At 52.9% G+C, this 23935-nt stretch carries 20 protein-coding genes, 1 tRNA gene and 1 other RNA gene; 15 read left to right on the top strand and 7 right to left on the bottom strand.

Annotated features, from left to right (window positions below):
• Nucleotides 1-3 precede the first annotated feature (3 nt).
• The 3 genes from OGV71_RS06310 to OGV71_RS06300 all read right to left on the bottom strand — a co-directional run bounded on the left by OGV71_RS06310 (nucleotide 4) and on the right by OGV71_RS06300 (nucleotide 2673).
• Nucleotides 4-753 carry a sugar phosphate isomerase/epimerase family protein gene (locus tag OGV71_RS06310; protein ID WP_171858342.1) on the bottom strand — a complete coding sequence of 250 codons (750 nt, stop codon included), beginning with the start codon at nucleotides 751-753 and terminating at the stop codon, nucleotides 4-6.
• 99 nt (nucleotides 754-852) lie between these two features.
• On the bottom strand, nucleotides 853-1869 hold the full coding sequence (locus tag OGV71_RS06305) for a LacI family DNA-binding transcriptional regulator (protein ID WP_005133828.1): 1017 nt from the start codon (nucleotides 1867-1869) through the stop codon (nucleotides 853-855).
• A 141-nt stretch (nucleotides 1870-2010) separates the two neighbouring features.
• Nucleotides 2011-2673 (bottom strand): OmpA family lipoprotein, encoded by a 663-nt coding sequence (locus tag OGV71_RS06300; protein WP_003024287.1) that lies wholly within the window; start codon nucleotides 2671-2673, stop codon nucleotides 2011-2013.
• A 159-nt stretch (nucleotides 2674-2832) separates the two neighbouring features.
• Here OGV71_RS06300 and OGV71_RS06295 point away from each other — a divergent pair, with 159 nt between their 5' ends.
• Complete coding sequence (locus tag OGV71_RS06295) at nucleotides 2833-5166, top strand: molybdopterin guanine dinucleotide-containing S/N-oxide reductase (RefSeq protein WP_204583190.1); 2334 nt, start codon at nucleotides 2833-2835, stop codon at nucleotides 5164-5166.
• Here OGV71_RS06295 and OGV71_RS06290 read toward each other — a convergent pair.
• On the bottom strand, nucleotides 5135-5575 hold the full coding sequence (locus OGV71_RS06290) for an N-acetyltransferase (protein ID WP_016151144.1): 441 nt from the start codon (nucleotides 5573-5575) through the stop codon (nucleotides 5135-5137). The two genes, OGV71_RS06295 and OGV71_RS06290, sit on opposite strands and share 32 nt — an antisense overlap.
• Nucleotides 5565-6134, bottom strand: a complete 570-nt coding sequence (gene tag / locus OGV71_RS06285; RefSeq protein ID WP_003846107.1) for a DNA-3-methyladenine glycosylase I — start codon at nucleotides 6132-6134, stop codon at nucleotides 5565-5567. The genes OGV71_RS06290 and tag overlap by 11 nt, the downstream gene beginning before the upstream one ends.
• Before the next feature lie 157 nt (nucleotides 6135-6291).
• On the opposite strand from tag, the gene OGV71_RS06280 reads away from it, so the two are divergent.
• From OGV71_RS06280 to OGV71_RS06225, 12 genes are all read left to right on the top strand, one after another.
• The gene (locus OGV71_RS06280) at nucleotides 6292-6993 is read left to right on the top strand and encodes an autotransporter outer membrane beta-barrel domain-containing protein (RefSeq protein ID WP_003024299.1); all 702 of its coding nucleotides are present in this window, start codon (nucleotides 6292-6294) and stop codon (nucleotides 6991-6993) included.
• 251 nt (nucleotides 6994-7244) lie between these two features.
• Nucleotides 7245-8447: an L-lactate MFS transporter gene (locus OGV71_RS06275; RefSeq protein ID WP_003024301.1), complete on the top strand. Its 1203-nt coding sequence runs from the start codon at nucleotides 7245-7247 to the stop codon at nucleotides 8445-8447.
• Between the two features lie 212 nt (nucleotides 8448-8659).
• Entirely contained in the window at nucleotides 8660-10354 is a 1695-nt protein-coding gene (gene eptB / locus OGV71_RS06270) for a kdo(2)-lipid A phosphoethanolamine 7''-transferase (RefSeq protein ID WP_204583191.1), read from the top strand.
• Between the two features lie 91 nt (nucleotides 10355-10445).
• Nucleotides 10446-10522: transfer RNA gene (locus OGV71_RS06265), tRNA-Pro, on the top strand.
• 31 nt (nucleotides 10523-10553) lie between these two features.
• Nucleotides 10554-10687, top strand: a non-coding RNA gene (locus OGV71_RS06260) — RtT sRNA.
• 512 nt (nucleotides 10688-11199) lie between these two features.
• Nucleotides 11200-11355, top strand: a complete 156-nt coding sequence (locus tag OGV71_RS06255; protein WP_257651332.1) for a hypothetical protein — start codon at nucleotides 11200-11202, stop codon at nucleotides 11353-11355.
• Nucleotides 11352-12959: a dipeptide ABC transporter periplasmic-binding protein DppA gene (gene dppA / locus OGV71_RS06250; RefSeq protein ID WP_003837731.1), complete on the top strand. Its 1608-nt coding sequence runs from the start codon at nucleotides 11352-11354 to the stop codon at nucleotides 12957-12959. Before OGV71_RS06255 ends, dppA begins: the two co-directional genes overlap by 4 nt.
• Nucleotides 12960-13125: 166 nt before the next feature.
• Nucleotides 13126-14145, top strand: a complete 1020-nt coding sequence (gene dppB / locus OGV71_RS06245) for a dipeptide ABC transporter permease DppB (protein WP_003024312.1) — start codon at nucleotides 13126-13128, stop codon at nucleotides 14143-14145.
• 9 nt (nucleotides 14146-14154) lie between these two features.
• Nucleotides 14155-15057: a dipeptide ABC transporter permease DppC gene (gene dppC / locus OGV71_RS06240; protein ID WP_003024315.1), complete on the top strand. Its 903-nt coding sequence runs from the start codon at nucleotides 14155-14157 to the stop codon at nucleotides 15055-15057.
• 10 nt (nucleotides 15058-15067) lie between these two features.
• Nucleotides 15068-16051, top strand: coding sequence for a dipeptide ABC transporter ATP-binding protein (gene dppD / locus OGV71_RS06235; RefSeq protein WP_003024317.1), 984 nt, complete (start codon nucleotides 15068-15070; stop codon nucleotides 16049-16051).
• Entirely contained in the window at nucleotides 16048-17052 is a 1005-nt protein-coding gene (gene dppF / locus OGV71_RS06230; RefSeq protein WP_003024319.1) for a dipeptide ABC transporter ATP-binding subunit DppF, read from the top strand. Before dppD ends, dppF begins: the two co-directional genes overlap by 4 nt.
• Nucleotides 17053-17228: 176 nt before the next feature.
• Entirely contained in the window at nucleotides 17229-18431 is a 1203-nt protein-coding gene (locus OGV71_RS06225) for a sigma-54 interaction domain-containing protein (RefSeq protein ID WP_003024321.1), read from the top strand.
• 35 nt (nucleotides 18432-18466) lie between these two features.
• On the opposite strand, the gene OGV71_RS06220 is transcribed toward OGV71_RS06225, so the two are convergent.
• Entirely contained in the window at nucleotides 18467-19765 is a 1299-nt protein-coding gene (locus OGV71_RS06220) for an aromatic amino acid transport family protein (RefSeq protein WP_286532865.1), read from the bottom strand.
• A gap of 117 nt (nucleotides 19766-19882) precedes the next feature.
• Complete coding sequence (megL, locus tag OGV71_RS06215; RefSeq protein ID WP_003023295.1) at nucleotides 19883-21079, bottom strand: methionine gamma-lyase; 1197 nt, start codon at nucleotides 21077-21079, stop codon at nucleotides 19883-19885.
• A gap of 425 nt (nucleotides 21080-21504) precedes the next feature.
• Between megL and OGV71_RS06210 the strand changes: the two genes are divergently transcribed.
• Nucleotides 21505-21612 carry a type I toxin-antitoxin system toxin Ldr family protein gene (locus tag OGV71_RS06210; RefSeq protein ID WP_003023297.1) on the top strand — a complete coding sequence of 36 codons (108 nt, stop codon included), beginning with the start codon at nucleotides 21505-21507 and terminating at the stop codon, nucleotides 21610-21612.
• Between the two features lie 226 nt (nucleotides 21613-21838).
• Nucleotides 21839-23845 (top strand): biofilm formation regulator HmsP, encoded by a 2007-nt coding sequence (gene hmsP, locus OGV71_RS06205; RefSeq protein ID WP_071687011.1) that lies wholly within the window; start codon nucleotides 21839-21841, stop codon nucleotides 23843-23845.
• The last annotated feature ends 90 nt before the right edge of the window (nucleotides 23846-23935 follow it).

Raw genomic sequence — 23935 nt, 5'->3', positions numbered from 1 at the left:
GCGTTACTCCTCGCGTAACAACTCGACGTAACGGCGGGTAACCGCCGCCAAATCCAGCCCTTCCAGGGGAAACTCAATGCCGCGTGGAACATCGCCCGGCAGCGTTTTCAACAGCGTCAGCCAGCGCGGATCGGCTGCATCAGGCGGTACGGCACGGTAGCTGTCGCGATGTGCAACGGCGGCTTTGACATGGATATACCCAACGGTTGACGCCAGTTTCTGCGCCGCCTGTTCCGGGGAGTCGCCCACCCACAGCCAGTTGCCCATATCGAAGGTCAGAGATATCGGCAGATTTTGCGTCTGGCAGGCTTCGTTAAAGCGCTGCATCGGCTTCAGGCGTCCGCAGGCGGTCTGATCGTTTTCGACAACCAGTTCCATTCCGCTGTTGTCCAGCCATTCACGTAACACGTTGAACTGTTCGGTATGGGAGAAATGACCGAGGGAGACTTTTAGCCACAGCGCCTGCAGGGCCTGTGCTTCTTCAAGTAGCGCAGGAAGTCGGGGATTGAGGCTACCGTCCTCAAGGAACAACGGCTCAGGCGCTGAGTAACAGGCCAGCAGGCCGAAGATTTCGATAGCAGATGCCACCGTAGACAGCGTGTGCAGCTCGGCGTCGGTCAGCAATTCGCGGCGGATTTCGACGCCGTCAGCACCGGCTTCAGCGATAATGGGCAGCATTGCCGTTTGCCCGCCAGCGGCCCGTACCTGGTCGTGGCCGTAAGCGGCGGTGACTACCATAATTTTTCTTTTCATGGAAACTCCAGACTAGCGTTCTTGCTATAACGCTAGATGGAACCGGTTCCAAAGAAAAGCTTATGATGTTGAATTTATGATCACCATCACGAAGGAAATTTAACGGGCGGTAGAGCCGCGAACGATTAGTTCGCCGGAGAAGACCTGTTCCTGAATGGCAGCAGAGCCGCCATCGATCCGGCGTACAACCTGCTCAACGGCGGTGTAGCCAATCTGCCAGGTAGGTTGTTTCAACGTGGTAATACCAACGCCCGCCAGTTCGGCCCATTCCAGTTCGTCAAAACCGAGCAGGCCGATATCGCTGCCCCAGTTAAGGCCAATGCGTTTCAGGGCGCGGGCAACCTGCAGTGTGAGAGCGCCATTGGCTGAGATAACGGCTTTGCGCATTCCCCGGTGCTGCTGGTGGAACTGGCGCAGGGTGTCGTCCAGTTGCGTATTGTCCGTGAGCGGGACTTCGGCATTTTGCGCGATAACGCCGGGGTACTGTGCGAGGGTGGCGCGAAAAGCGCTCAGGCGTTCGCGGCGGGTATTCACCATGCCGAGCGGTTCGCTGAGGAACAGGATGGCTTCAAAACCTTGTTCGACCAGATGTTCCGTGGCAACCGTTGCCGCCTGGGTGTTATCCAGCCCGACCATATCACAGGCGAAATCGGGGATTTTACGGTCAATCAGCACCATCGGCAGCGCAGACTGCTGCAGGCGGTTCAGCCCCTCTTCGCGCATCCCGACGGCGTTGACCACAATCCCTTCGACCTGGTAGCTGCGCAGCAGGTCGAGATAATGCAGTTCCTGATCCACTTCGTTGTTGGTGTTACACACCAGCGGGGTAAAGCCTTTATCGCGGCAGGCGGCTTCAATGCCGCTTAACACGTTGACGGAGTAGGGATTGGTAATATCGGCGATGATCAGGCCAATCAGGCGGGTACGACCGTGTTTAAGGCCTCTTGCCATCAGGCTGGGACGGTAGTCGAGATCGGCAATGGCTTGTTCAATGCGGGCCAGTAGCGCGTCGGAAAGCAGGTGCTTTTCACCGTTGAGATAGCGTGAAATGCTGGTCTTGCCGGTTTTTGCGGCTTTCGCCACATCGCTGATGGTTGCCCGTGTTGATTTGCTCATCGCTGATTTCCCTGAATTTCGTGTGAATACCTTAGCGGGAAAATCTGACGAAGCAAGTAATTTGCCCGGTGGCGCTGCGCTTACCGGGCCTACATGTCGAACGTAGGCCGGGTAAGGCGAAGCCGCCACCCAGCTCAACGATTACTGCACAGGACTCAACGTAATCTCTACGCGACGGTTCTGCGCTTTACCTTCCGCCGTGCTGTTGCTGGCGATCGGATTTGACGGACCCATGCCCTGAGTGCGGATACGATTAGCGGCAACCCCTTGCGTGATCAAGGCGCTGGCCACGGAGTCCGCGCGTTGTTGAGACAGACGCATATTCAGATCCTGGCTGCCGGTGCTGTCGGTGAAGCCCAGCACGTTGACGGCGGTTTTATTGTACTCTTTCAGTACCATTGCCACGCCGGTCAGGGTGTTGGCACCAGCAGGTTTCAGGTTGGCGCTGCTGCTGTCGAAGGTGACGTTATTCGGCATATTCAGAATGATGTTATCGCCACTACGCGTCACGCTGACGCCCGTTCCCTGCATTTTTTCGCGCAGTTTTGCTTCCTGCACATCCATGTAATAGCCGATACCACCACCAACGGCCGCACCCGCCGCCGCGCCAATCAGTGCGCCTTTACCGCGATCTTTCTTCGAAGAAGAGAGTGCGCCAATGCCCGCGCCGACCAGAGAGCCAATACCCGCGCCAATGCCGGATTTACCCGCTTCGCGTTCGCCGGTGTAAGGGTTTGTTGTGCAGCCAGAAACCGCCAGGGCGCCGCTCACGATGGCAGCAATAACAAAAACACGTTTCTTCATCTTAATTCCTTAATGACTTTTTCTTCTTTGCCACAGCGACCGTGGCGGTTGATTATGACGTGTGAACATGAAGAAAATTCCAGGGAAGACTCTGAAATTTGTAAGTAACATTGAACGGCATAATAAAAAAGCCGTCACATCGCATTCAGGAGCGCCATCTTGGCTAATTCACCCGCACATTACTCGGTGTTAACCGCCGCCCACTGGGGACCAATTCTCGTCGACACCGATGGTGAGACGGTTTTCTCCTCGCGTGGCGCGTTGCCCACTTCCCATCCCAACTCTTTGCAAACCGTGGTGCGCGACCAGGTTCACAGTAAAACGCGGGTACGTTTTCCAATGGTGCGTAAAGGCTTTCTCGCCTCGCCGGAGAATCCCCAGGGCGTGCGTGGGCAGGATGAATTTGTTCGCGTCAGTTGGGACGACGCGCTGAATCTTATCCATACGCAGCATAAACGTATCCGTGACAGCTACGGCCCGGCCTCGATTTTTGCCGGTTCCTACGGCTGGCGCTCTAACGGCGTGTTACACAAAGCGGCAACTCTGCTACAGCGTTATATGGCGCTGGCAGGCGGTTATACCGGGCATCTGGGGGATTATTCGACGGGGGCTGCGCAGGCGATCATGCCGTACGTGGTGGGCGGTAACGAGGTTTACCAGCAGCAAACCAGCTGGCCTGTGGTGCTTGAGAACAGCGAGGTGGTGGTGTTATGGAGCGCTAATCCGCTGAATACACTGAAGATTGCCTGGAACGCGTCCGATGAGCAGGGGCTCGCTTACTTTGAGGCTTTGCGCGACAGCGGTAAACGGTTGATCTGTATCGATCCGATGCGATCGGAAAGCGTCGATTTCTTTGGCGATAAGATGGAATGGATTGCCCCGCATATGGGGACCGACGTGGCGCTGATGCTGGGCATCGCGCATACGCTGGTGGAAAACGGCTGGCATGACGAGGATTTTCTCGCCCGGTGTACCACCGGCTATGACCGTTTTGCAAACTATCTGCTGGGTAAATCTGATGATGTTGTGAAAACGGCAGAGTGGGCTGCGGAGATTTGCGGTATACCCGCAACAAAAATACGCGAACTTGCGGCGATATTTCACCAAAATACCACTATGCTGATGGCCGGATGGGGGATGCAGCGCCAACAGTATGGTGAGCAGAAACACTGGATGATCGTCACCCTGGCCGCCATGCTCGGGCAAATCGGGACGCCAGGCGGCGGTTTTGGGCTGTCGTACCATTTTGCCAACGGCGGCAATCCAACGCGCCGGGCTGCGGTGCTGGCTTCAATGCAGGGCAGCGTTAAAGGCGGTACCGACGCGGTAGATAAAATCCCGGTGGCGCGAATTGTTGAAGCGCTGGAAAATCCCGGTGGTTTTTACCAGCACAACGGCATGGACCGCCATTTCCCGGACATCCGCATGTTGTGGTGGGCTGGTGGTGCTAACTTCACCCATCATCAGGACACTAACCGTTTAATTCGCGCCTGGCAAAAACCGCAGCTGGTGGTTATCTCGGAGTGTTTCTGGACCGCCGCAGCGAAGCATGCCGATATCGTACTGCCAGCGACCACCTCCTTTGAGCGCAATGATTTGACCATGACCGGCGACTACAGCAACCAGCACCTGGTGCCGATGAAGCAGGTTGTGCCGCCGCAGGACGAAGCGCGAAATGATTATGATGTTTTTGCCGAGCTGAGTGAACGCTGGGAAGAGGGCGGTTACGAGCGATTCACCGAAGGCAAAAGCGAGCTGGAATGGCTGGAGACGTTTTACAATATTGCCGGGCAACGTGGGGCCAGTCAGCAGGTGACATTGCCGCCTTTCGCCGAGTTTTGGCAGCGCAACGCCCTGATCGAAATGCTGGAAAATGCCGCCAGCGCGCAGTTTATCCGTTTTGCGGATTTTCGCCGCGACCCGCAGGCTCATCCGCTGAAAACGGACAGCGGAAAAATTGAAATCTACTCCGCGAGGATTGCTGGTTACGGCTACGCGGACTGTGCGGGGCACCCGATGTGGCTGGAGCCGGATGAGTGGTTCGGTAACGCCGAACCGGGCCAGCTACAGCTGCTTTCCGCCCATCCGGCGCACCGTTTGCACAGTCAGCTTAACTACAGCGCGTTGCGTGAGCAGTATGCGGTAGCGGATCGTGAGCCGGTAACGATTCATCCGCAGGATGCCCACGCGCGCGGCATTGCGGATGGCGATACGGTCAGGGTGTGGAATCAGCGTGGACACGTTCTGGCGGGGGCTGTGGTGACGGAGGGCATCAAACCTGGCGTCATCTGTATTCATGAAGGCGCCTGGCCGGATTTGGAGCCGACAGCTGACGGTATTTGTAAAAATGGCGCCGTCAACGTGCTGACCAAAGATCTCCCCAGCTCGAAGCTGGGGAATGGCTGCGCAGGCAACACCGCGCTGGCGTGGCTTGAAAAATACAACGGACCCACGTTGACGCTTACGGCGTTTGATCCGCCTGCCAGCCCATAATCCATGTGGGATGGTGAGTCTCTTCCTGCCATGCGCCGTCTTCAATGCGAAAACCCAGCGCATGGTAGAAGTTCACCGCTGATTGATTCTTCTGGTAGACCTCCAGGCTGAGTAACGAAAAGCGCTGCTGCACATGCTGCACCAGCGCTTTGCCGATCCCGCTTCTGATGGCGGCAGGCGCGACAAACAGCGCGCCGAGGAAGCGGTCATCAATGACGCTGACAAAACCTTTGAGCTCGCCTTCTTCTTCCCACACCCAGGTTTGCGCGGCTGGCAGATAAACATCCCGCACCACGGATTCACTTTCGCGCCAGTAGCGCTCTTCGATAAACGGATGGGCATGGATTGTGCTTTCCATCCACAGCGTTAGAATCGCCGGTAGATCTTCAGCCTTTGATTCACGAATCATGTTGTTCTCCCGGATAACAGATGCAGCTGGTGACATGATCGTTGACCAGGCCGCATGCCTGCATAAAGGAGTAACAAATGGTGGTGCCGACAAACTTAAATCCGCGTTTTTTTAACGCCTTAGACAGCGCGTCTGACGCAGGCGTGGAGGTGGGAATATCGCTCAGGTTGGCGGCGCGGGTCACTTGCGGTTGGTTATCAACAAATGACCAGACGAACTCGCTAAACGACTCTCCGTTTTGTGCCATCGTCAGAAAGGCGCGAGCGTTGCCGATAATGGCCTGAATTTTTCCTCGATGGCGAATTATGCCGGCATCCAGTACCAGCCTTTCCACATCCTCTTCGGTCATGGCTGCCACTTTTTCCGGGTCAAAATGGTGGAAAGCGTGGCGATAATTTTCCCGTTTCTTGAGTACGGTAATCCACGATAACCCGGCCTGCTGGCCTTCGAGGCAGATCATTTCGAACAGCTTTTTGCCATCGGTTTCGGGGACGCCCCATTCCTTGTCGTGGTAGGCAATGTAAAGTGGATCCTGACTGACCCATCCGCAACGCTGCATATTCTTCCTCGCTGTTTTTACTGGCGTAAAAATTTCATTCGGCCCGCCTTGACGCGCCAGCTAAAAAGACAATATTTAATACAAGGCCTGCTGGCCCAAATACTTCACACAATGACAATAATATCGCCGAATTCGGCTCTTTTCTGGAGTCGCGTTGATGCTTATAAGAAACAGTAGTGGTCGCCAAAGGTTAACTCTGGCGAGCGTCATAGTTTGTGCGCTGTCCATCAATACAGCATATGGCTGGCAACAAGAATATATCGTTGATGCGCTGTCAGGGCATACGGCTGAACGTTATACATGGGACAGCGATCACCAACCACGTTATAACGACATTCTGGAAGAACGTATTCGTTCCACTCAGAACGTGGCGGGGCCCGTGGTGAATCTGGCGGATGAGACGCCAATGGATGCCACCAGTGGCATGAGTATGGGCTGGAACTTCCCGCTTTCAAGGCAGGTGACAACCGGTCCGGTTGCCGCGCTGCATTATGACGGTTCCACCACATCTACTTACAACGAATTTGGCGATAGCGCGACGTCGGCAACGCAGAACGATCCGCTGTGGCATGCCAGCGTGAGCTCGTTGGGCTGGCGAGTCAATTCGCAGTTCGGTGATGTGCGACCGTGGGCGCAAATCAGCTATAACCAGCAGTTTGGCGAAAATATCTGGAAGGCGCAGTCGGGTCTCAGTCGCATGACGGCGGCGGGTCAGGATGGTAACTGGGTAGATGTTACCGTCGGTGCGGATATGCTGTTGAACCCGCACATGGCGGCTTACGCGGCGCTGTCGCAGGCGGAAAATAGCACCAACAACAGCGACTATATGTACACCATGGGAGTGAGCGCCAAATTTTAACGTAAACAATCATCACATAAACATCTTGATTACATGTTGAGATCAACAATCACACGCACTCCAGCGATAGCGTGTACTAACTCATGCGATAAAATTCAGTAACCCGACTTTTTGTCTCGTCATTCATTCCGCATTCCAGGCATTTCATTCCGTCCTGGCGGCATTTCATGCCGTTTTCCCCTGCTCATAAAAACGCTTCGGTATGGTTGTTGGCAGAGAATTTCCCATTTTGTTTATGCAGGAAGACTGCCATGAAAACTTCTGATTATCAGCGTACCCGCTGGCTGACACTGATCGGCACCATCATTACCCAATTTGCTTTAGGTTCTGTTTATACCTGGAGCCTGTTTAACGGTGCGCTTTCTTCTAAGCTTGATGCGCCGGTGAGTCAGGTTGCCTTTTCCTTTGGCCTGCTGAGCCTCGGGCTGGCAATTTCTTCTTCCGTCGCCGGGAAACTGCAGGAACGTTTTGGCGTGAAACGCGTCACCATGGCCTCCGGTATTTTACTCGGTGTTGGCTTCTTCTTAACCGCCCACTCTGACAGCCTGATTATGCTGTGGCTGAGCGCTGGTGTGTTGGTTGGTCTGGCGGATGGCGCAGGCTACCTGTTAACACTTTCCAACTGTGTAAAATGGTTCCCGGAGCGTAAAGGGCTGATTTCCGCCTTCGCTATCGGTTCTTACGGTCTTGGCAGCCTCGGTTTTAAATTCATCGACAGCCAACTGTTGAGCACCGTGGGTCTGGAAAAAACCTTCATGATCTGGGGCGCGATTGTGCTGGTAATGATCGTCTTTGGCTCCACGCTGATGAAAGACGCCCCGAATCAGGAAGTGAAAACGAAAAATGGCGTGGTTGAGAATGACTACACCCTGGCGCAGTCCATGCGTAAACCGCAGTACTGGATGCTGGCGGTCATGTTCCTGACGGCGTGTATGAGCGGGCTGTACGTAATTGGCGTGGCGAAAGATATCGCACAAAGTCTGGCACATATGGATGTGGCAACGGCGGCAAACGCGGTGACCGTGATTTCTATCGCTAACCTGTCCGGTCGTCTGGTTCTGGGGATTCTGTCCGACAAAATCTCTCGTATTCGCGTTATCACCATTGGGCAGGTCGTTTCGCTGGTGGGTATGGCGGCACTGCTGTTCGCGCCGTTGAATGATGTGACCTTCTTTACGGCGATTGCCTGTGTGGCATTTAACTTTGGCGGCACCATCACCGTGTTCCCGTCACTGGTGAGTGAGTTCTTCGGTTTGAACAACCTGGCTAAAAACTACGGTGTCATTTACTTAGGTTTCGGTATCGGCAGCATTTGTGGTTCCATTATCGCCTCGCTGTTCGGCGGATTCTATGTGACCTTCTGCGTTATCTTTGCGCTGTTAATTATCTCGCTGGCGCTTTCTACCACTATTCGTCAGCCGCAGCGTAGCGTCTATACCGAGGCACACGCCTGATCTATTAGTGGTCTGATTAATGCCCGGCGCATATATTTACAAAAATATATGCGCCGTTTGCATTCTCTATAAGCACTTTTCTTCCCTCCTGTGGTCTACTTACCTGCGCTGTAGAATTGTCTTATTATCTGCATTTGTCGCACTTTTCCCCTGTATGGCCTGACAGGCTTTTGCGCAGGGTGTTTTTATCCCTTCCTCCAGGGTTTGTTTGCATGAGATATATCAAATCGATGACGCAGCAGAAGCTGAGTTTCTTGCTGGCGATCTATATCGGTCTTTTTATGAATTGCGCTGTGTTTTTCCGTCGTTTTAGCGGATATGCGCACGAGTTTACCGTCTGGAAAGGACTCTCTGCGGTTGTTGAATTAGCTGGCACTGTGCTGGTGACCTTCTTTTTACTCCGTATTCTCTCTTTATTTGGCCGACGCGCCTGGCGTGTACTGGCAACGTTTGTGGTGCTCTGCTCTGCCGGCGCCAGCTATTACATGACCTTCCTGAACGTGGTCATTGGCTACGGTATTATTGCCTCCGTAATGACAACGGATATTGATTTATCGAAAGAAGTTGTTGGCTGGCATTTTATCGTGTGGCTGGTTTCGGTCAGCATTTTACCGTTGGTTCTGATTTGGAGTAATCGCTGCCGCTATACCCTGATGAAACAGATCCGCACGCCTGGCATGAGATGGCGTAGCGTGGCGGTGGTATTGTTGGCTGGCCTGATGGTATGGGCGCCGATTCGCTTGCTGAGCATGCAACAGAGAAGCGTTGAGCGAGAAACAGGAATCGATTTACCCAGCTATGGTGGGGTTGTGGCGAATTCCTATCTGCCGTCAAACTGGCTCTCTGCGCTGGGTTTGTACGCCTGGGCACAGGTGGATGAATCCTCAGACAACAAATCGCTGATGAACCCGGCGAAGAAGTTTACCTATGTTGCGCCCAAAAACCTCGACGACACCTACGTGGTCTTTATTATCGGCGAAACGACCCGCTGGGATCATATGGGGATTTTTGGCTATGAGCGCAATACCACGCCAAGGCTCGCCCAGGAGAAAAATCTGGCCGCGTTCCGAGGATATTCCTGTGATACGGCAACTAAACTTTCGCTGCGCTGTATGTTTGTGCGCGAGGGCGGGGCGGAAGAAAACCCGCAGCGTACTCTGAAAGAACAAAACGTCTTTTCCGTGCTCGGCCAGTTAGGGTTCAAGACCGATCTTTACGCGATGCAAAGCGAGATGTGGTTCTACAGCAATACTATGGCAGAGAACATTGCCTATCGTGAGCAGATTGGCGCTGAGCCGCGTAACCGTGGCAAAAACGTTGACGATATGCTGCTGATTAATGAGATGCAGCAATCTTTACAGAAGACTGATGATGGCGAAAAGCGTCTGATTATTCTGCACACCAAGGGCTCGCATTTTAACTACACCCAGCGCTACACCCGCGAATATGCACAGTGGAAGCCGGAGTGTGTCAACGTGGATAGTGGCTGCTCGAAAGCTGAGATGATTAATTCATTTGATAATTCGGTAACCTACGTTGATCACTTTATTACCAAAGTGTTTGATCAATTGCGCGATAAGAAAGCGATTGTGTTCTACGCCGCCGATCACGGTGAGTCAATTAACGAACGTGAGCACCTGCACGGAACGCCGCGTAAAATGGCGCCGCCTGAGCAGTTCCGCGTTCCTATGATGGTGTGGATGTCTGACAAATATCTGGAAGACCCTGACCATGCGAAGGCGTTTGCGCACCTGAAGCAGGAGGCGGATATGAAGGTGCCGCGTCGTCATGTGGAATTGTACGATACCGTTCTGGGTTGCCTTGGTTATACCTCGCCAAATGGGGGGATTAACGAGAATAACAACTGGTGTCGTATCCCGGACGCGAAGAAGGTTACAGCCCAGTAACAGAGCTGCTGACTTTCTCGCCGATCAAATGGCATTTTGATACTAAGGGATTGACGGGCGCGCGGCTGAGCAGTAAGATGCGCCCCGCATTCGGTGATTGGCGCAGCCTGGTAGCGCACTTCGTTCGGGACGAAGGGGTCGGAGGTTCGAATCCTCTATCACCGACCAAATTTAAAACCCTGCTCAACGAGCAGGGTTTTTTGCTTTATAGCCCAGGAGGATGAGAACCTCCGGGGGTAAGAGGTTCGACTCGAGCGTAGCGAGAGAACGTTGCGTCAGCAACGGCCCGCAGGGCGAGCCACGTAGTGGCGAGTAATCCTCTATCACCGACCAAATTTAAATCCTGCTCAACGAGCAGGGTTTTTTGCCTTATCCGGCCTACAGACTCAGTTTCATCCCGGCGTGTATGGCGTTATTCCAACCCCACCTTTGACCTTCCTTTTATCTGCAAAAATTGTGCATCACTTCCCACTGACAGTTAACGATTCTGTGACATATTCCATTGCCTTTTTTTATGTTTGCTTGAAACTTTTTTTGCGCTACTTATGGCTGGCGCTGGCATTTTCCGCTGTGCGTTTTAACGTTCATGGCATTAATCGCTCAGATATGCAGCATTCATTGGGAAAATTTGAATAAATTGCATAAATGTTAATCTCCAAATGTTGCGAAGTATGAAGATGTTTATTCTGGCATAGTGCGCGTAGCACAAATTTCCCTGCTGAAAATACCCGCTTGCACTTTTTTTAATCTTTGTTTGCCAATTCTCACCGTTGGTGTAAATCGCGGTTACCTGTATTGACGTTTTCACATTCTGTTGACAGATTGTAGGGTATGAGGGGCATTTCATGGAGAATCCGCACTGCAACTCAGTCGCTTATGTGAACGGAATCCCCATCCTCTTAACGCTGACCCGGCCGGGTAAAAAACAAAAAAGGCCAGGCGGTGCAAACCCATCGCAAATGGGTAAAACAACAAACATCACATTTGGAGCAGAAGAATGAGTATTTCCTTGAAGAAGTCAGGGATGCTGAAGCTTGGTCTGAGCCTGGTGGCTATGACCGTCGCAGCAAGCGTACAGGCTAAAACTCTGGTTTATTGTTCAGAAGGATCTCCTGAAGGCTTTAACCCGCAGCTTTTCACCTCTGGTACCACCTATGATGCCAGCTCCGTGCCGATCTATAACCGCCTGGTCGAGTTCAAAACCGGCACAACTGAAGTGATCCCGGGACTTGCTGAGAAGTGGGAAATCAGCGAAGACGGTAAAACCTATACCTTCCACCTGCGTCAGGGCGTGAAGTGGCAGGACAACAAAGATTTCAAACCGACGCGCGATTTAAACGCCGATGACGTGGTGTTCTCTTTCGATCGTCAGAAAAATGCCCAGAACCCGTACCATAAAGTTTCTGGCGGCAGCTATGAATACTTCGAAGGGATGGGTCTGCCAGACCTGATCTCCGAAGTGAAAAAAGTGGATGATAAAACCGTTCAGTTCGTGCTGACTCGCCCGGAAGCACCGTTCCTGGCTGACCTGGCGATGGACTTCGCTTCTATTCTTTCCAAAGAATATGCGGACAACATGCTGAAAGCCGGTTCCCCGGAGAAAGTGGATCTGAACCCAATCGGTACCGGTCCGTTCCAGCTGCAGCAGTACCAGAAAGACTCTCGTATTTTGTATAAAGCATTCGAAGGTTACTGGGGCACTAAGCCGCAGATCGACCGTCTGGTCTTCTCCATTACGCCAGACGCTTCTGTGCGTTACGCCAAACTGCAGAAGAACGAGTGCCAGGTGATGCCGTACCCGAACCCGGCTGACATCGCGCGCATGAAGCAGGATAAAAATATCAACCTGATGGAGCAGGCCGGTCTGAACGTTGGCTACCTCTCTTTCAACACCGAGAAGAAACCGTTTGATGATGTGAAAGTCCGTCAGGCGCTGACCTACGCGGTAAACAAAGAAGCGATCATCAAAGCGGTTTATCAGGGTGCTGGCGTTGCCGCGAAAAACCTGATCCCACCGACCATGTGGGGCTATAACGACGACGTTAAAGACTACACCTACGATCCTGAGAAAGCCAAAGCGCTGTTGAAGGAAGCCGGTCAGGACAAAGGCTTTACCGTTGAGCTGTGGGCTATGCCGGTACAGCGTCCATATAACCCGAATGCACGTCGTATGGCAGAAATGGTTCAGGCTGACTGGGCGAAAATTGGCGTTCAGGCCAAGATTGTGACCTACGAGTGGGGCGAGTATCTGAAACGCGCCAAAGCGGGTGAACATCAGGCGGTGATGATGGGTTGGACCGGTGACAACGGGGATCCGGACAACTTCTTCGCCACCCTGTTCAGTTGTGCGGCAGCGAAAGACGGCTCCAACTACTCTCGCTGGTGCTACAAACCGTTTGAAGACCTGATCCAACCGGCGCGTGCGACCGACGATCACAACAAACGTATTGAACTGTACAAGCAAGCTCAGGTTGTTATGCACGATCAGGCCCCGGCTCTGATTGTTGCTCACTCCACCGTGTACGAACCAGTGCGTAAAGAAGTGAAAGGCTATGTGGTTGATCCATTAGGCAAACACCACTTCGAAAACGTCTCTGTCGAATAATTAAAAGCAATTAAGGAAGCGCTGCGCCCCGGTATTGTGTAGGCCGGATAAGCGCAGCGCCCTCCGGCGTAATGCTTTACCCGCGATGCAGTTTGCGTGGGATAAGATTTGTGAGCAATACAGACTCACGGTTCCAGGCCGTGCGTCATTAGAGAGAATCCGGGTTATGTTGCAGTTCATTCTCCGACGTTTGGGACTCGTCATCCCCACGTTTATCGGTATCACTCTTCTCACCTTTGCCTTCGTCCATATGATCCCCGGCGATCCGGTTATGATCATGGCAGGTGAACGTGGGATCTCCCCTGAGCGTCATGCTCAACTGTTGGCTGAACTCGGTCTGGATAAGCCGATGTGGCAGCAGTACCTCCACTATATCTGGGGGGTTATGCATGGCGATTTAGGTATCTCACTGAAAAGCCGCTTACCGGTGTGGGAAGAGTTCGTACCTCGATTCAAAGCCACGCTGGAACTCGGCGTCTGCGCGATGATTTTCGCCGTCTCAGTGGGTATCCCGGTGGGTGTACTTGCTGCCGTTAAGCGCGGCTCCATTTTCGATCATACCGCCGTTGGCCTGGCGCTGACCGGTTACTCCATGCCGATTTTCTGGTGGGGCATGATGCTGATCATGCTGGTTTCCGTGCAGTGGAACCTGACGCCAGTTTCTGGGCGGGTGAGCGACATGGTGTTCCTTGATGATTCCAATCCGCTGACCGGTTTTATGCTGATCGACACCGCCATCTGGGGTGAAGAGGGCAACTTTATCGATGCGTTGGCGCATATGGTCCTACCAGCAATGGTGCTGGGCACTATACCTCTGGCGGTCATTGTGCGTATGACCCGTTCATCGATGCTGGAAGTGCTGGGTGAGGATTACATCCGCACCGCGCGCGCTAAAGGTTTGACCCGTATGCGCGTCATCATCATTCACGCTCTGCGTAACGCGATGCTGCCCGTTGTCACCGTTATCGGCCTGCAGGTTGGTACGTTGCTGGCAGGGGCAATCCTGACCGAGACTATCTTCTCGTGGCCGGGGCTGGGACGTTGGCTGATCGATGCGCTACAACGCCGTGATTATCCGGTAGTGCAGGGGGGGGTACTGCTGGTCGCGACGATGATTATCCTCGTCAACCTGCTGGTAGACCTGCTGTACGGCGTGGTGAACCCGCGTATTCGGCATAAGAAGTAAGGGGCCATCATGTCACAGGTTACTGAAAATAAAGTTATTGCCGCACCGGTGCCGATGACGCCGCTGCAGGAGTTCTGGCACTATTTTAAACGCAACAAAGGTGCGGTTGTTGGGCTGGTGTACGTTGTGGTGATGATCCTGATTGCGGTCTTTGCCAACGTCCTTGCACCCTACAACCCGGCAGACCAGTTCCGCGATACGCTACTAGCTCCGCCTGCGTGGCAGGAAGGCGGTACCATGGCGCATCTGTTTGGTACTGATGATGTGGGCCGCGACGTGCTGTCCCGCCTGATGTACGGTGCGCGTCTGTCGCTGTTGGTTGGCTGTCTGGTGGTTGTACTCTCCCTGCTGATGGGCGTGGTTCTTGGGCTGATCGCTGGCTACTTTGGTGGAATTGTCGATAACGTCATCATGCGTGTGGTCGATATCATGCTGGCATTGCCGAGCCTGTTACTGGCGCTGGTGCTGGTGGCAGTATTTGGTCCCTCGATAGGCAACGCTGCGCTGGCGCTGACGTTTGTAGCATTGCCGCACTATGTGCGTCTGACGCGCGCCGCTGTGCTGGTGGAAGTTAACCGCGACTACGTCACCGCATCCCGCGTGGCGGGAGCCGGCGCGATGCGCCAAATGTTCGTCAATATTCTGCCTAACTGTCTTGCGCCGCTGATTGTTCAGGCGTCGCTTGGCTTCTCTAACGCCATTCTCGATATGGCTGCCCTCGGCTTCCTGGGGATGGGCGCACAGCCGCCTACGCCGGAATGGGGCACCATGCTCTCTGACGTTCTGCAGTTTGCCCAAAGCGCCTGGTGGGTTGTGACCTTCCCGGGGCTGGCGATCCTGTTGACGGTGCTGGCATTTAACCTGATGGGTGACGGTCTGCGTGACGCGCTCGATCCCAAACTGAAGCAGTAAGAGGTTCGAGATGGCGTTATTAAATGTAGATAAATTATCGGTGCATTTCGGCGACGTAGGTTCCGAATTCCGCGCCGTAGACCGCATTAGCTACAGTGTGAATCAGGGTGAAGTGGTTGGCATTGTTGGGGAGTCTGGTTCTGGTAAGTCCGTCAGCTCGCTGGCGATTATGGGACTGATTGACTACCCTGGCCGCGTTATGGCCGAAAATCTGGAGTTTAATGGTCGCGACTTGAAGCGCATCTCTGAGAAAGAGCGTCGCCAACTGGTGGGTGCGGAAGTGGCAATGATCTTCCAGGACCCGATGACCAGTCTTAACCCCTGCTACACCGTCGGCTACCAGATTATGGAAGCCATCAAGGTGCACCAGGGCGGCAACAAAAAAACGCGTATTCAGCGGGCAATTGACCTGCTGACGCTGGTGGGGATCCCCGATCCGGCCTCGCGTCTGGATGTCTATCCGCACCAGTTGTCCGGTGGGATGAGTCAGCGCGTGATGATCGCGATGGCGATTGCCTGTCGTCCGAAGCTGCTGATTGCCGATGAACCGACAACGGCGCTGGATGTGACCATTCAGGCGCAGATCATCGAGCTACTGCTGGAATTGCAGCAAAAAGAGAACATGGCGCTGGTCTTAATCACGCACGATCTGGCGCTGGTGGCTGAAGCGGCACACAAAATCATCGTGATGTATGCTGGGCAGGTAGTGGAAACCGGGGCCGCGCAGGATATCTTCCGCGCGCCGCGTCATCCTTACACCCAGGCGCTGCTGCGCGCGCTGCCGGAGTTTGCTCAGGACAAAGCGCGTCTGGCCTCACTGCCGGGCGTGGTTCCCGGTAAATATGACCGCCCGAGCGGCTGTTTGCTGAATCCACGCTGCCCCTATGCGACCGACAAATGCCGCGCTGAAGAACCTGAACTGAACCTGCTGGAAGGCGGTCGTCAGTCAAAATGCCACTACCCACTTGATGATGCCGGGAGGCCTGGGCTATGAGTACGCAAAAGGCCGCCGCGCAACAGCCGCTGTTGCAGGCAATTGACCTGAAAAAACACTACCCGGTGAAGAAGGGCATGTTCGCCCCGGAACGCCTGGTGAAAGCGCTGGATGGCGTTTCCTTTACTCTGGAGCGCGGTAAAACGCTGGCGGTAGTAGGTGAGTCGGGCTGTGGGAAATCCACCCTTGGCCGTCTGCTGACGATGATTGAAATCCCGACTGGCGGTGAGCTGTATTACCAGGGTCAGGATTTACTCAAGCATGACCCGCAGGCGCAGAAGCTGCGTCGGCAGAAAATCCAGATAGTGTTCCAGAACCCCTATGGTTCCCTGAACCCGCGTAAAAAAGTAGGGCAGATTCTGGAAGAGCCGTTGCTGATCAACTCCACGCTTAGCAAAGAGGAGCGTCGTGAAAAAGCGCTGGCGATGATGGCGAAAGTGGGGCTGAAAACCGAGCACTACGACCGCTATCCGCATATGTTCTCCGGCGGCCAGCGTCAGCGTATCGCCATTGCCCGCGGTCTGATGCTTGACCCGGATGTGGTGATTGCCGACGAACCTGTCTCGGCGCTGGACGTTTCCGTACGTGCGCAGGTGCTGAACCTGATGATGGACTTGCAACAGGAACTGGGGCTGTCATACGTCTTTATCTCGCACGACCTGTCGGTGGTAGAGCACATTGCCGATGAAGTGATGGTGATGTATTTAGGCCGCTGTGTGGAAAAAGGAACCAAGGATCAGATCTTCAATAATCCACGGCATCCGTACACTCAGGCGCTGCTCTCCGCAACGCCGCGCCTGAACCCGGACGATCGCCGCGAGCGTATCAAGCTGACCGGTGAGCTGCCAAGCCCGCTGAATCCACCACCAGGCTGCGCATTCAACGCCCGTTGCCGCCGTCGCTTTGGTCCGTGTACTCAGCTTCAGCCACAGTTAAAAGACTATGGCGGTCAGTTGGTGGCCTGTTTCGCCGTTGACCAGGACGAAAACCCACAGCAATAAACGTGGGTTATGACCCGATAACCGGAGCCTTGTGCTCCGGTTTTTTTATATTTTGTTTTTCCGTCCACAATGTGAGTCCTCTGGCAGAACATTATTCCACAGCGTCTAAAATGTAGTCAGGTTTCCTCTCGTCACAGAAATATCTATTTCGCAGTTGCTAACTATCAGGAGCAAATGTGGTCACGATACGCTGGGATATTAAAACAATTGATCGTCTGTCGATGGTTGAGGATGTCCTGAAGGAATTTTCCTGCTGCGATATCAATATCATCTCCATGAAAGTCACACCTGGACGGATCCTGATTAAATCCTGGTGCCGCCAGCTACAGGATATTTCCTGTGTGCAATCCTGTTTAAGCCAGCGCGCCGATATTATTAATGTCGCCTACCTCTGTGAAGAGATAAGCGAGCTGTCAACGCCGGAGCCGGAACGCCCGCGTTATTTCTCTGACATTATTTGCAGCAGCCAGAGCATGCACGCGCTTATCGAAAAGGCGATAAAAATTGCTGACAGCAAATATACCGTTCTGATCCGTGGCGATACGGGTACCGGCAAAGAGCTGCTGGCCCGGGCTATCCATAATTCCGGGCAGCGACGTTTTTATCCGTTTATTCCGGTCAACTGCTCTGCACTACCTGAGTCGCTTATGGAGAGTGAATTCTTTGGTTATGAGAAAGGGGCTTTTAGCGGCGCGGATTGTAAAGGCAAAAAAGGGCTGTTTGAAATGGCCGATAAAGGCACCCTTTTTCTCGATGAATTTGGTGAAATGTCGCTGGGCTTACAGGCTAAATTATTGCGCGTCCTGCAGGATGGCGGGATCCGTCGCGTTGGCGGGGCGCAAATTATTCCGGTTAATGTACGCATTATTGTGGCAACCAACGCCAATCTGGAAGATATGGTGGAACAACGTCTGCTGCGCGCCGATCTCTATTACCGCATCAATGTACTTTCCCTGACTATTCCGCCCTTGCGGGAGCGTCCTCAGGATATCAGTCTGTTGATTCGCCACTTTGTGCAGAAATACGCAAAGGAATTCCAGCGGCGGATCATTCTGGATAAAGCTTGTTTTGATGCCTTGCACCATCACAGCTGGCCGGGAAATGTGCGCGAACTGGAAAATACCATTATTCGTCTGATGCTAATGGCGGAATCCGATGTCATTACGCCCGAAGAATTAGGGATGGTGAATTTGCCCGCCGCTGAGCAAGGCCCGACAGAACGTCCTTTTAAAGAGCAGGTTTTGTATGCGGAACGCCAGCTTATTGAACAGATGATGGAAGAGAATGTGTCGTCGCGGCATATCGCCAAAGCGCTGGGGGTATCACATACCACGGTACTGAATAAAATTCGCAGCTATCAACTGGAGAGTGTGAGCTAAGCGCCGCCAGGAGCTGACGGCGCAGTTTACGCGGGTTATTCAATCAGCTTCAGTAATGGCGACAGGCACAGCAGGATCCCGTACAACAGGATTAGCCAGGTTTTCAGCCCGCGTAGTTTTTCCAGCTGTGTGACTTTATAGATCAGGAAAAACGGAATAATACACGACACAATCCCGTACAGCGGGCTGCCTAACTGGAAGAACACCAGTACTGACACGCGAAATGATACCCAAATCACCAGGGTGATAACAATAAAGGTACAAATACCCAGCGTAAGCACCAGAGGATTAATTTTTTCCACGTCAATAACGCGGCTCAGTACGTTAAGAATAATTCCTTTGATCGCCTCGTGGAATCCCAAATAAATACCAAAGAACGCGGTTAATACGGCGAAGATATTTAATACCGTTGAGGTGATATGAATAATCTGTCCCGGAATGACCTGTGCCGCCAGCGCCAGTGCGGAAATATTTTGTTCGAAGGCCGAAACGGCTTCTTCATGGCTAATGGAAAAGGTAAAAGAAAAAGAGAAAAACAGGATGACCGCTATCAGCGTAATGTAACTGATCCGATGCGTGCGTATAGCCATACGCGTGGCCAGTACCCGGTCCGCCACCCGTTTGCGGTAGGCGATGTTCATATGGTTCAACACCTGAATAAACACCGCGGAGAAGAAGCAGAACGGGATAGTCAGCAGCACATCGCGAAAGAACACCGAGGCTTCAGGGAAGGCGCTGATATTAGCGAAGTTCCAGTGCGGAACCATCGCAAAACCAAATACGATGATGATACCCACTTTGACCACTACCATCGGGCCGGAGATTTTGAATAGCAGTTTTTCTCCCCCGGAAGCAATGGCGACCAGCACGGCAAAAATGGCCACTTTGTAGATTATCGACTGTGAAAGATCGGACTCGGTCAAGCCGAAGGTTTTGATATATGAGGCGCTGTCAAAAACCACGGATAAGGAATAAATAAATATGCCGTGAATAATCATCAGAAAATAGATGACGCCAAGAAATACGCCCCAGTTTTTTCCCAGATAATGACTGATAATATCCGTGTAGTCATTACAGGTTTCACTTTCTGATAATGTTTTTAAATAAATATCCTGCACAATATAAGTTGCCGGATAAGCAATAATAAAGGCGACGATAAATACCCAAATGCCGGTTAAGCCAATTTGTACCGGCATCAGTACCGTTCCGGCACCAATGGCCATGCCTATGCACAGTAATACCCAGCCAAAATCGTATTTCGTAAATGGTATTTTTTTTGAGAATGGTACGGCGGTTGCTGTATTGTTGCTTAATTGTAATGTGTTGTCCTGCATAGAACCCCCTGCCCAAAATACACGTTCTCCCCGAAAGAGGATTGCGCGTATTGCCAGACTGTTGTGCCTTGATTCTCAACAACCTGAACCGAACGGCGTCGGTTCAGGCCATATTGGTCAGAATGTTGCCTTTCTGATGGCGTGTTCAAGGTCGTTAATAATATCTTCTGGATCTTCAAGACCCACAGAAAGACGGATAAGCCCGTCGGTAATACCTGCTTTAAGCCGTTCCTCTGGCGCAACGGGCGAATGTGTCATAGACGCTGGGTGCTGAATGAGGGTTTCGGTATCACCGAGACTGACCGCGAGGAGGCATAATTCTACAGAATTGATCATCCGTCTGCCAGCCTCGAGGCCGCCGGCGATTTCGAAGCTGATAATTCCACCTGGCAGGCTCATTTGTCGCTGGCCCAGCTCATACTGCGGATGCGATGACAGGCCTGGATAATACACCCGGGTAATGGACGGATGCCCTTCGAGGAAGCGGGCGATTTTCAGCGCATTTTCACAGTGACGCTCCATACGAATGCCCAGCGTTTTAACGCCGCGCAGCGTCAACCACGCATTGAAAGGACTCATGCAGCCGCCGGTGATATCTTTCAGGCCAACAAACCGCGCCTGGTCGATAAACTCCTGCTTACCAACAATGATGCCGCCAATCACATCCCCGTGACCGTTGATATATTTGGTGACGCTGTGCACCACAATATCCGCGCCCAGTTGCAAAGGCTGCTGACAGTACGGCGACATAAAGGTGTTATCCACCACCAGCAATGCGCCTTGCTGATGGGCGATACCGGCTACCGTTTCAATGTCGACCAGCGACAACGTCGGGTTAGCGGGCGTTTCGATATATACAACTTTGGTTTCCGGGCGCATGGCGGCGCGGATTTCTTCAGGCTTTGCCGCGTCGACAAAGCTGACGTTAATCCCAAACTTCGGCATGCTGTGCGACAAAAACGCGTGGGTACAACCGTAAATCGCGCTGGCGGAAACGATATGGTCACCCTGCTGACAAAGCGTCAACAGCGTTGTGGTGATAGCAGAAATACCGGACGCGGTTGCCAGCCCGGCTTCACCTCGTTCCAGTACCGCCAGCTTTTTCTCCAGCGCATCAGTGGTAGGGTTACCCAAGCGGGTGTAAATGTACCCGGACTCTTCGAGCGCAAAGCGGGCGGCACCTTGTTCGGCGCTGTCAAAAACAAACGTTGAAGTCTGGAAAATAGGCGTACTGAGCGCGCCAGTTGAAGGGTCGGGTTGTTGCCCCGCGTGAACGATCTGGGTGTTGAATCCGTAAGTACGACAGTCAGACATGATATCTCCTTTGATTCGGAACAGAACAGCTCACAGTCAAATAGCAATCGCTGTGCCAGAAAGTGAACTGATAGATATCAATAGGTTATGTATCTGCTGGCATTAATTGTCGGCAGGAATGTTGCCAGCTGGCAAGAATCTTTCCAGCGTACTGGCGAGAAAACCGGTGAAATGCGAAGCGCTACGCAGAGCGCAATATTGCGCAGTGATATGGCGAGTGGGCTACCGTAGAATCAGCGGCAAGCCGGGAGTTCCCGGTGAGGCGCAATGTTGCGGGGGCTTGATCCCCGGCGGCATCGGTTGCTGGAAAGAGAAAACCCCCGCACGTTGTTCGGTATAAACCAGGCAACTAAACGGGGGCTAACTTGACTCCAGACAAGTTAAGAATAGCCGCGAACAGTTGCCATTGCAACACAGGCGGCTATATGACGCTCGCACAGTTAGGCGTGGCTTTCTGGCACGATTTAGCGGCTCCAATTATCGCTGGCATTATTGCCAGCTTGATTGTGAACTGGCTGCGTAACAGGAAGTAATGCACTTTGCGGGCGTCTGCCTGCCGTATTGGCAACATGCGCCCGAACCAGGCCGCAGGGACTAACCTTGCGGCCTTTTTCGGCTTAAATGCAGATAAATCTCGTCGCCAGGTGCCTATCCTGTCGCGATAATGCACGCTGGGAAGTTTTCAGATACCGCCTCTCTTAATACCGCTACGATCGGGTATACTCTGACGGCAGTTTCGTCTATCCGTGGAGAGTCAGTTTGCGTGTCAGTCGCTCGTTAACAATTAAGCAGATGGCAATGGTTGCGGCCGTTGTTATGGTGTTCGTTTTTATTTTTTGCACCGTTTTGTTGTTCCATCTGGTCCAGCAAAACCGCTATAACACGGCTACGCAACTGGAAAGTATCGCTCGCTCTGTTCGTGAACCTCTGTCGAACACTATCCTGAAAGGGGATATTCCCGAAGCGGAAGCTATTTTAAGAAGTATTCGGCCAGCAGGCGTGGTAAGTCGCGCCGATGTGGTGCTGCCTAATCAGTTTCAGGCGCTGCGGATGAGCTTTATACCCGAACGTCCGGTTCCGGTTACGGTGACCCGCCTGTTTGAGCTTCCGGTACAAATTTCGCTGCCGATCTATTCTCTTGAACGTTCCGCTAACCCACAACCGCTGGCGTATCTGGTGCTGCAGGCGGATTCGTACCGCATGTACAAATTCGTGATGAGTACGCTCTCGACGTTAGTGACCATTTACTTACTTTTGTCGCTAATACTGACCGTCGCCATCTCCTGGTGCATTAACCGCTTGATTGTGCACCCCTTACGTAAAATTGCCCGTGAGCTGAACGACATTCAGCAGCAGGACCTGATTGGTTATCAACTGGCATTGCCGCGTCTACATCAGGATGATGAGATTGGTATGTTGGTACGTAGCTACAATCTTAATCAGCAGTTGATTCAGCGACATAGCGAAGAGCAAAGCGACTTTGCAATGCGTTTCCCGGTTTCCGAACTGCCCAATAAGTCGTTTTTAATGGGGCTGCTGGAGCAGGTTGTTACCCGCCAACAGACGACGGCGCTGATGATTGTCACTTGCGAAACCCTACGTGACACCGCGGGGGTGTTAACCGAAACCCAGCGAGAAATCCTGTTACTTACGCTGGTCGAAAAACTGAAGTCGGTATTGGCTCCCAGGATGGTGCTTACCCAGGTGAGTGGCTATGACTTTGCCATTATCGCCCATGGTGTAAAAGAACCCTGGCACGCTATTACGCTAGGTCAGCAAGTACTCACTATCGTTAATGAGCGGTTACCGATTCAGGGTATTCAACTACGTCCTACCTGCAACATTGGGGTGGCGATGTTTTATGGTGATTTAACCGCAGAGCAGCTCTACCGCCGCGCCCTGTCAGCCGTGTTAACGTCGCGTCATAAAGGTAAAAACCAAATTCAGTTCTTTGATCCGTTGCAGATGGAAGAGGCGCAGCAGCGTTTAACCCAAGAGAACGATATTTTAACCGCCATGGATAACCAGCAATTTGCGCTCTGGATGCAGCCCCAGGTAGAGATGTCCAGCGGCAAGGTATTGAGCGCAGAAGCATTATTGCGGATGCAGCAGCCGGACGGTAGCTGGGAGCTGCCGGAAGGGTTAATCGACAGAATTGAGTCTTGTGGTCTGATGGTGACCGTCGGTTATTGGGTGCTGGAAGAAACATGCCGCCAGCTGTCAGCCTGGCAAGAACGCGGTCTCATGCTGCCGCTCTCGGTGAATTTATCCGCTCTCCAGTTGATGCACCCAAGTATGGTGTCTGATCTGCTGGAGCTGTTGACGCGCTATCGCATTAAGCCAGGCACATTAATTCTGGAAGTGACTGAAAGCCGGCATATTGACGATCCCCACGCCGCAGTGGCCATTTTGCGACCGCTGCGCAACGCGGGCGTGCGCATCGCCCTGGACGACTTTGGCATGGGGTATGCGGGCCTGCGACAGCTACAGCATATGAAGTCGCTGCCGGTGGATGTACTCAAAATCGATAAGATGTTTGTCGATGGCGTGCCCGAAGATTGCAGCATGATCTCCGCCATCATTCAGCTGGCACATAGCCTCAACTTGCAGATGATCGCCGAAGGCGTTGAAACCGAAGCGCAACGCGAATGGTTATCAAAAGCCGGGGTGGAAGTGGCGCAAGGATTCCTGTTTGCCCGACCCGTTCCGGCAAATATCTTTGAAGAACGTTATCTGGCACCGGAAAGCGCTGATTACAAAAGTTAAAAAAGGTCTCGCTTGTGCGAGCCAGCTCAAAATTTTTAACATTTTTGTATCAATTATGATCCAGGTGCATTTCTGTCATGTTGAGTGGGT

The sequence above is a fragment of the Citrobacter sp. Cf088 genome (genome assembly GCF_030334295.1).
GTDB classification, from domain to species: Bacteria; Pseudomonadota; Gammaproteobacteria; order Enterobacterales; family Enterobacteriaceae; genus Citrobacter; species Citrobacter freundii.
This window is presented reverse-complemented; position numbering and strand designations above follow the sequence as displayed.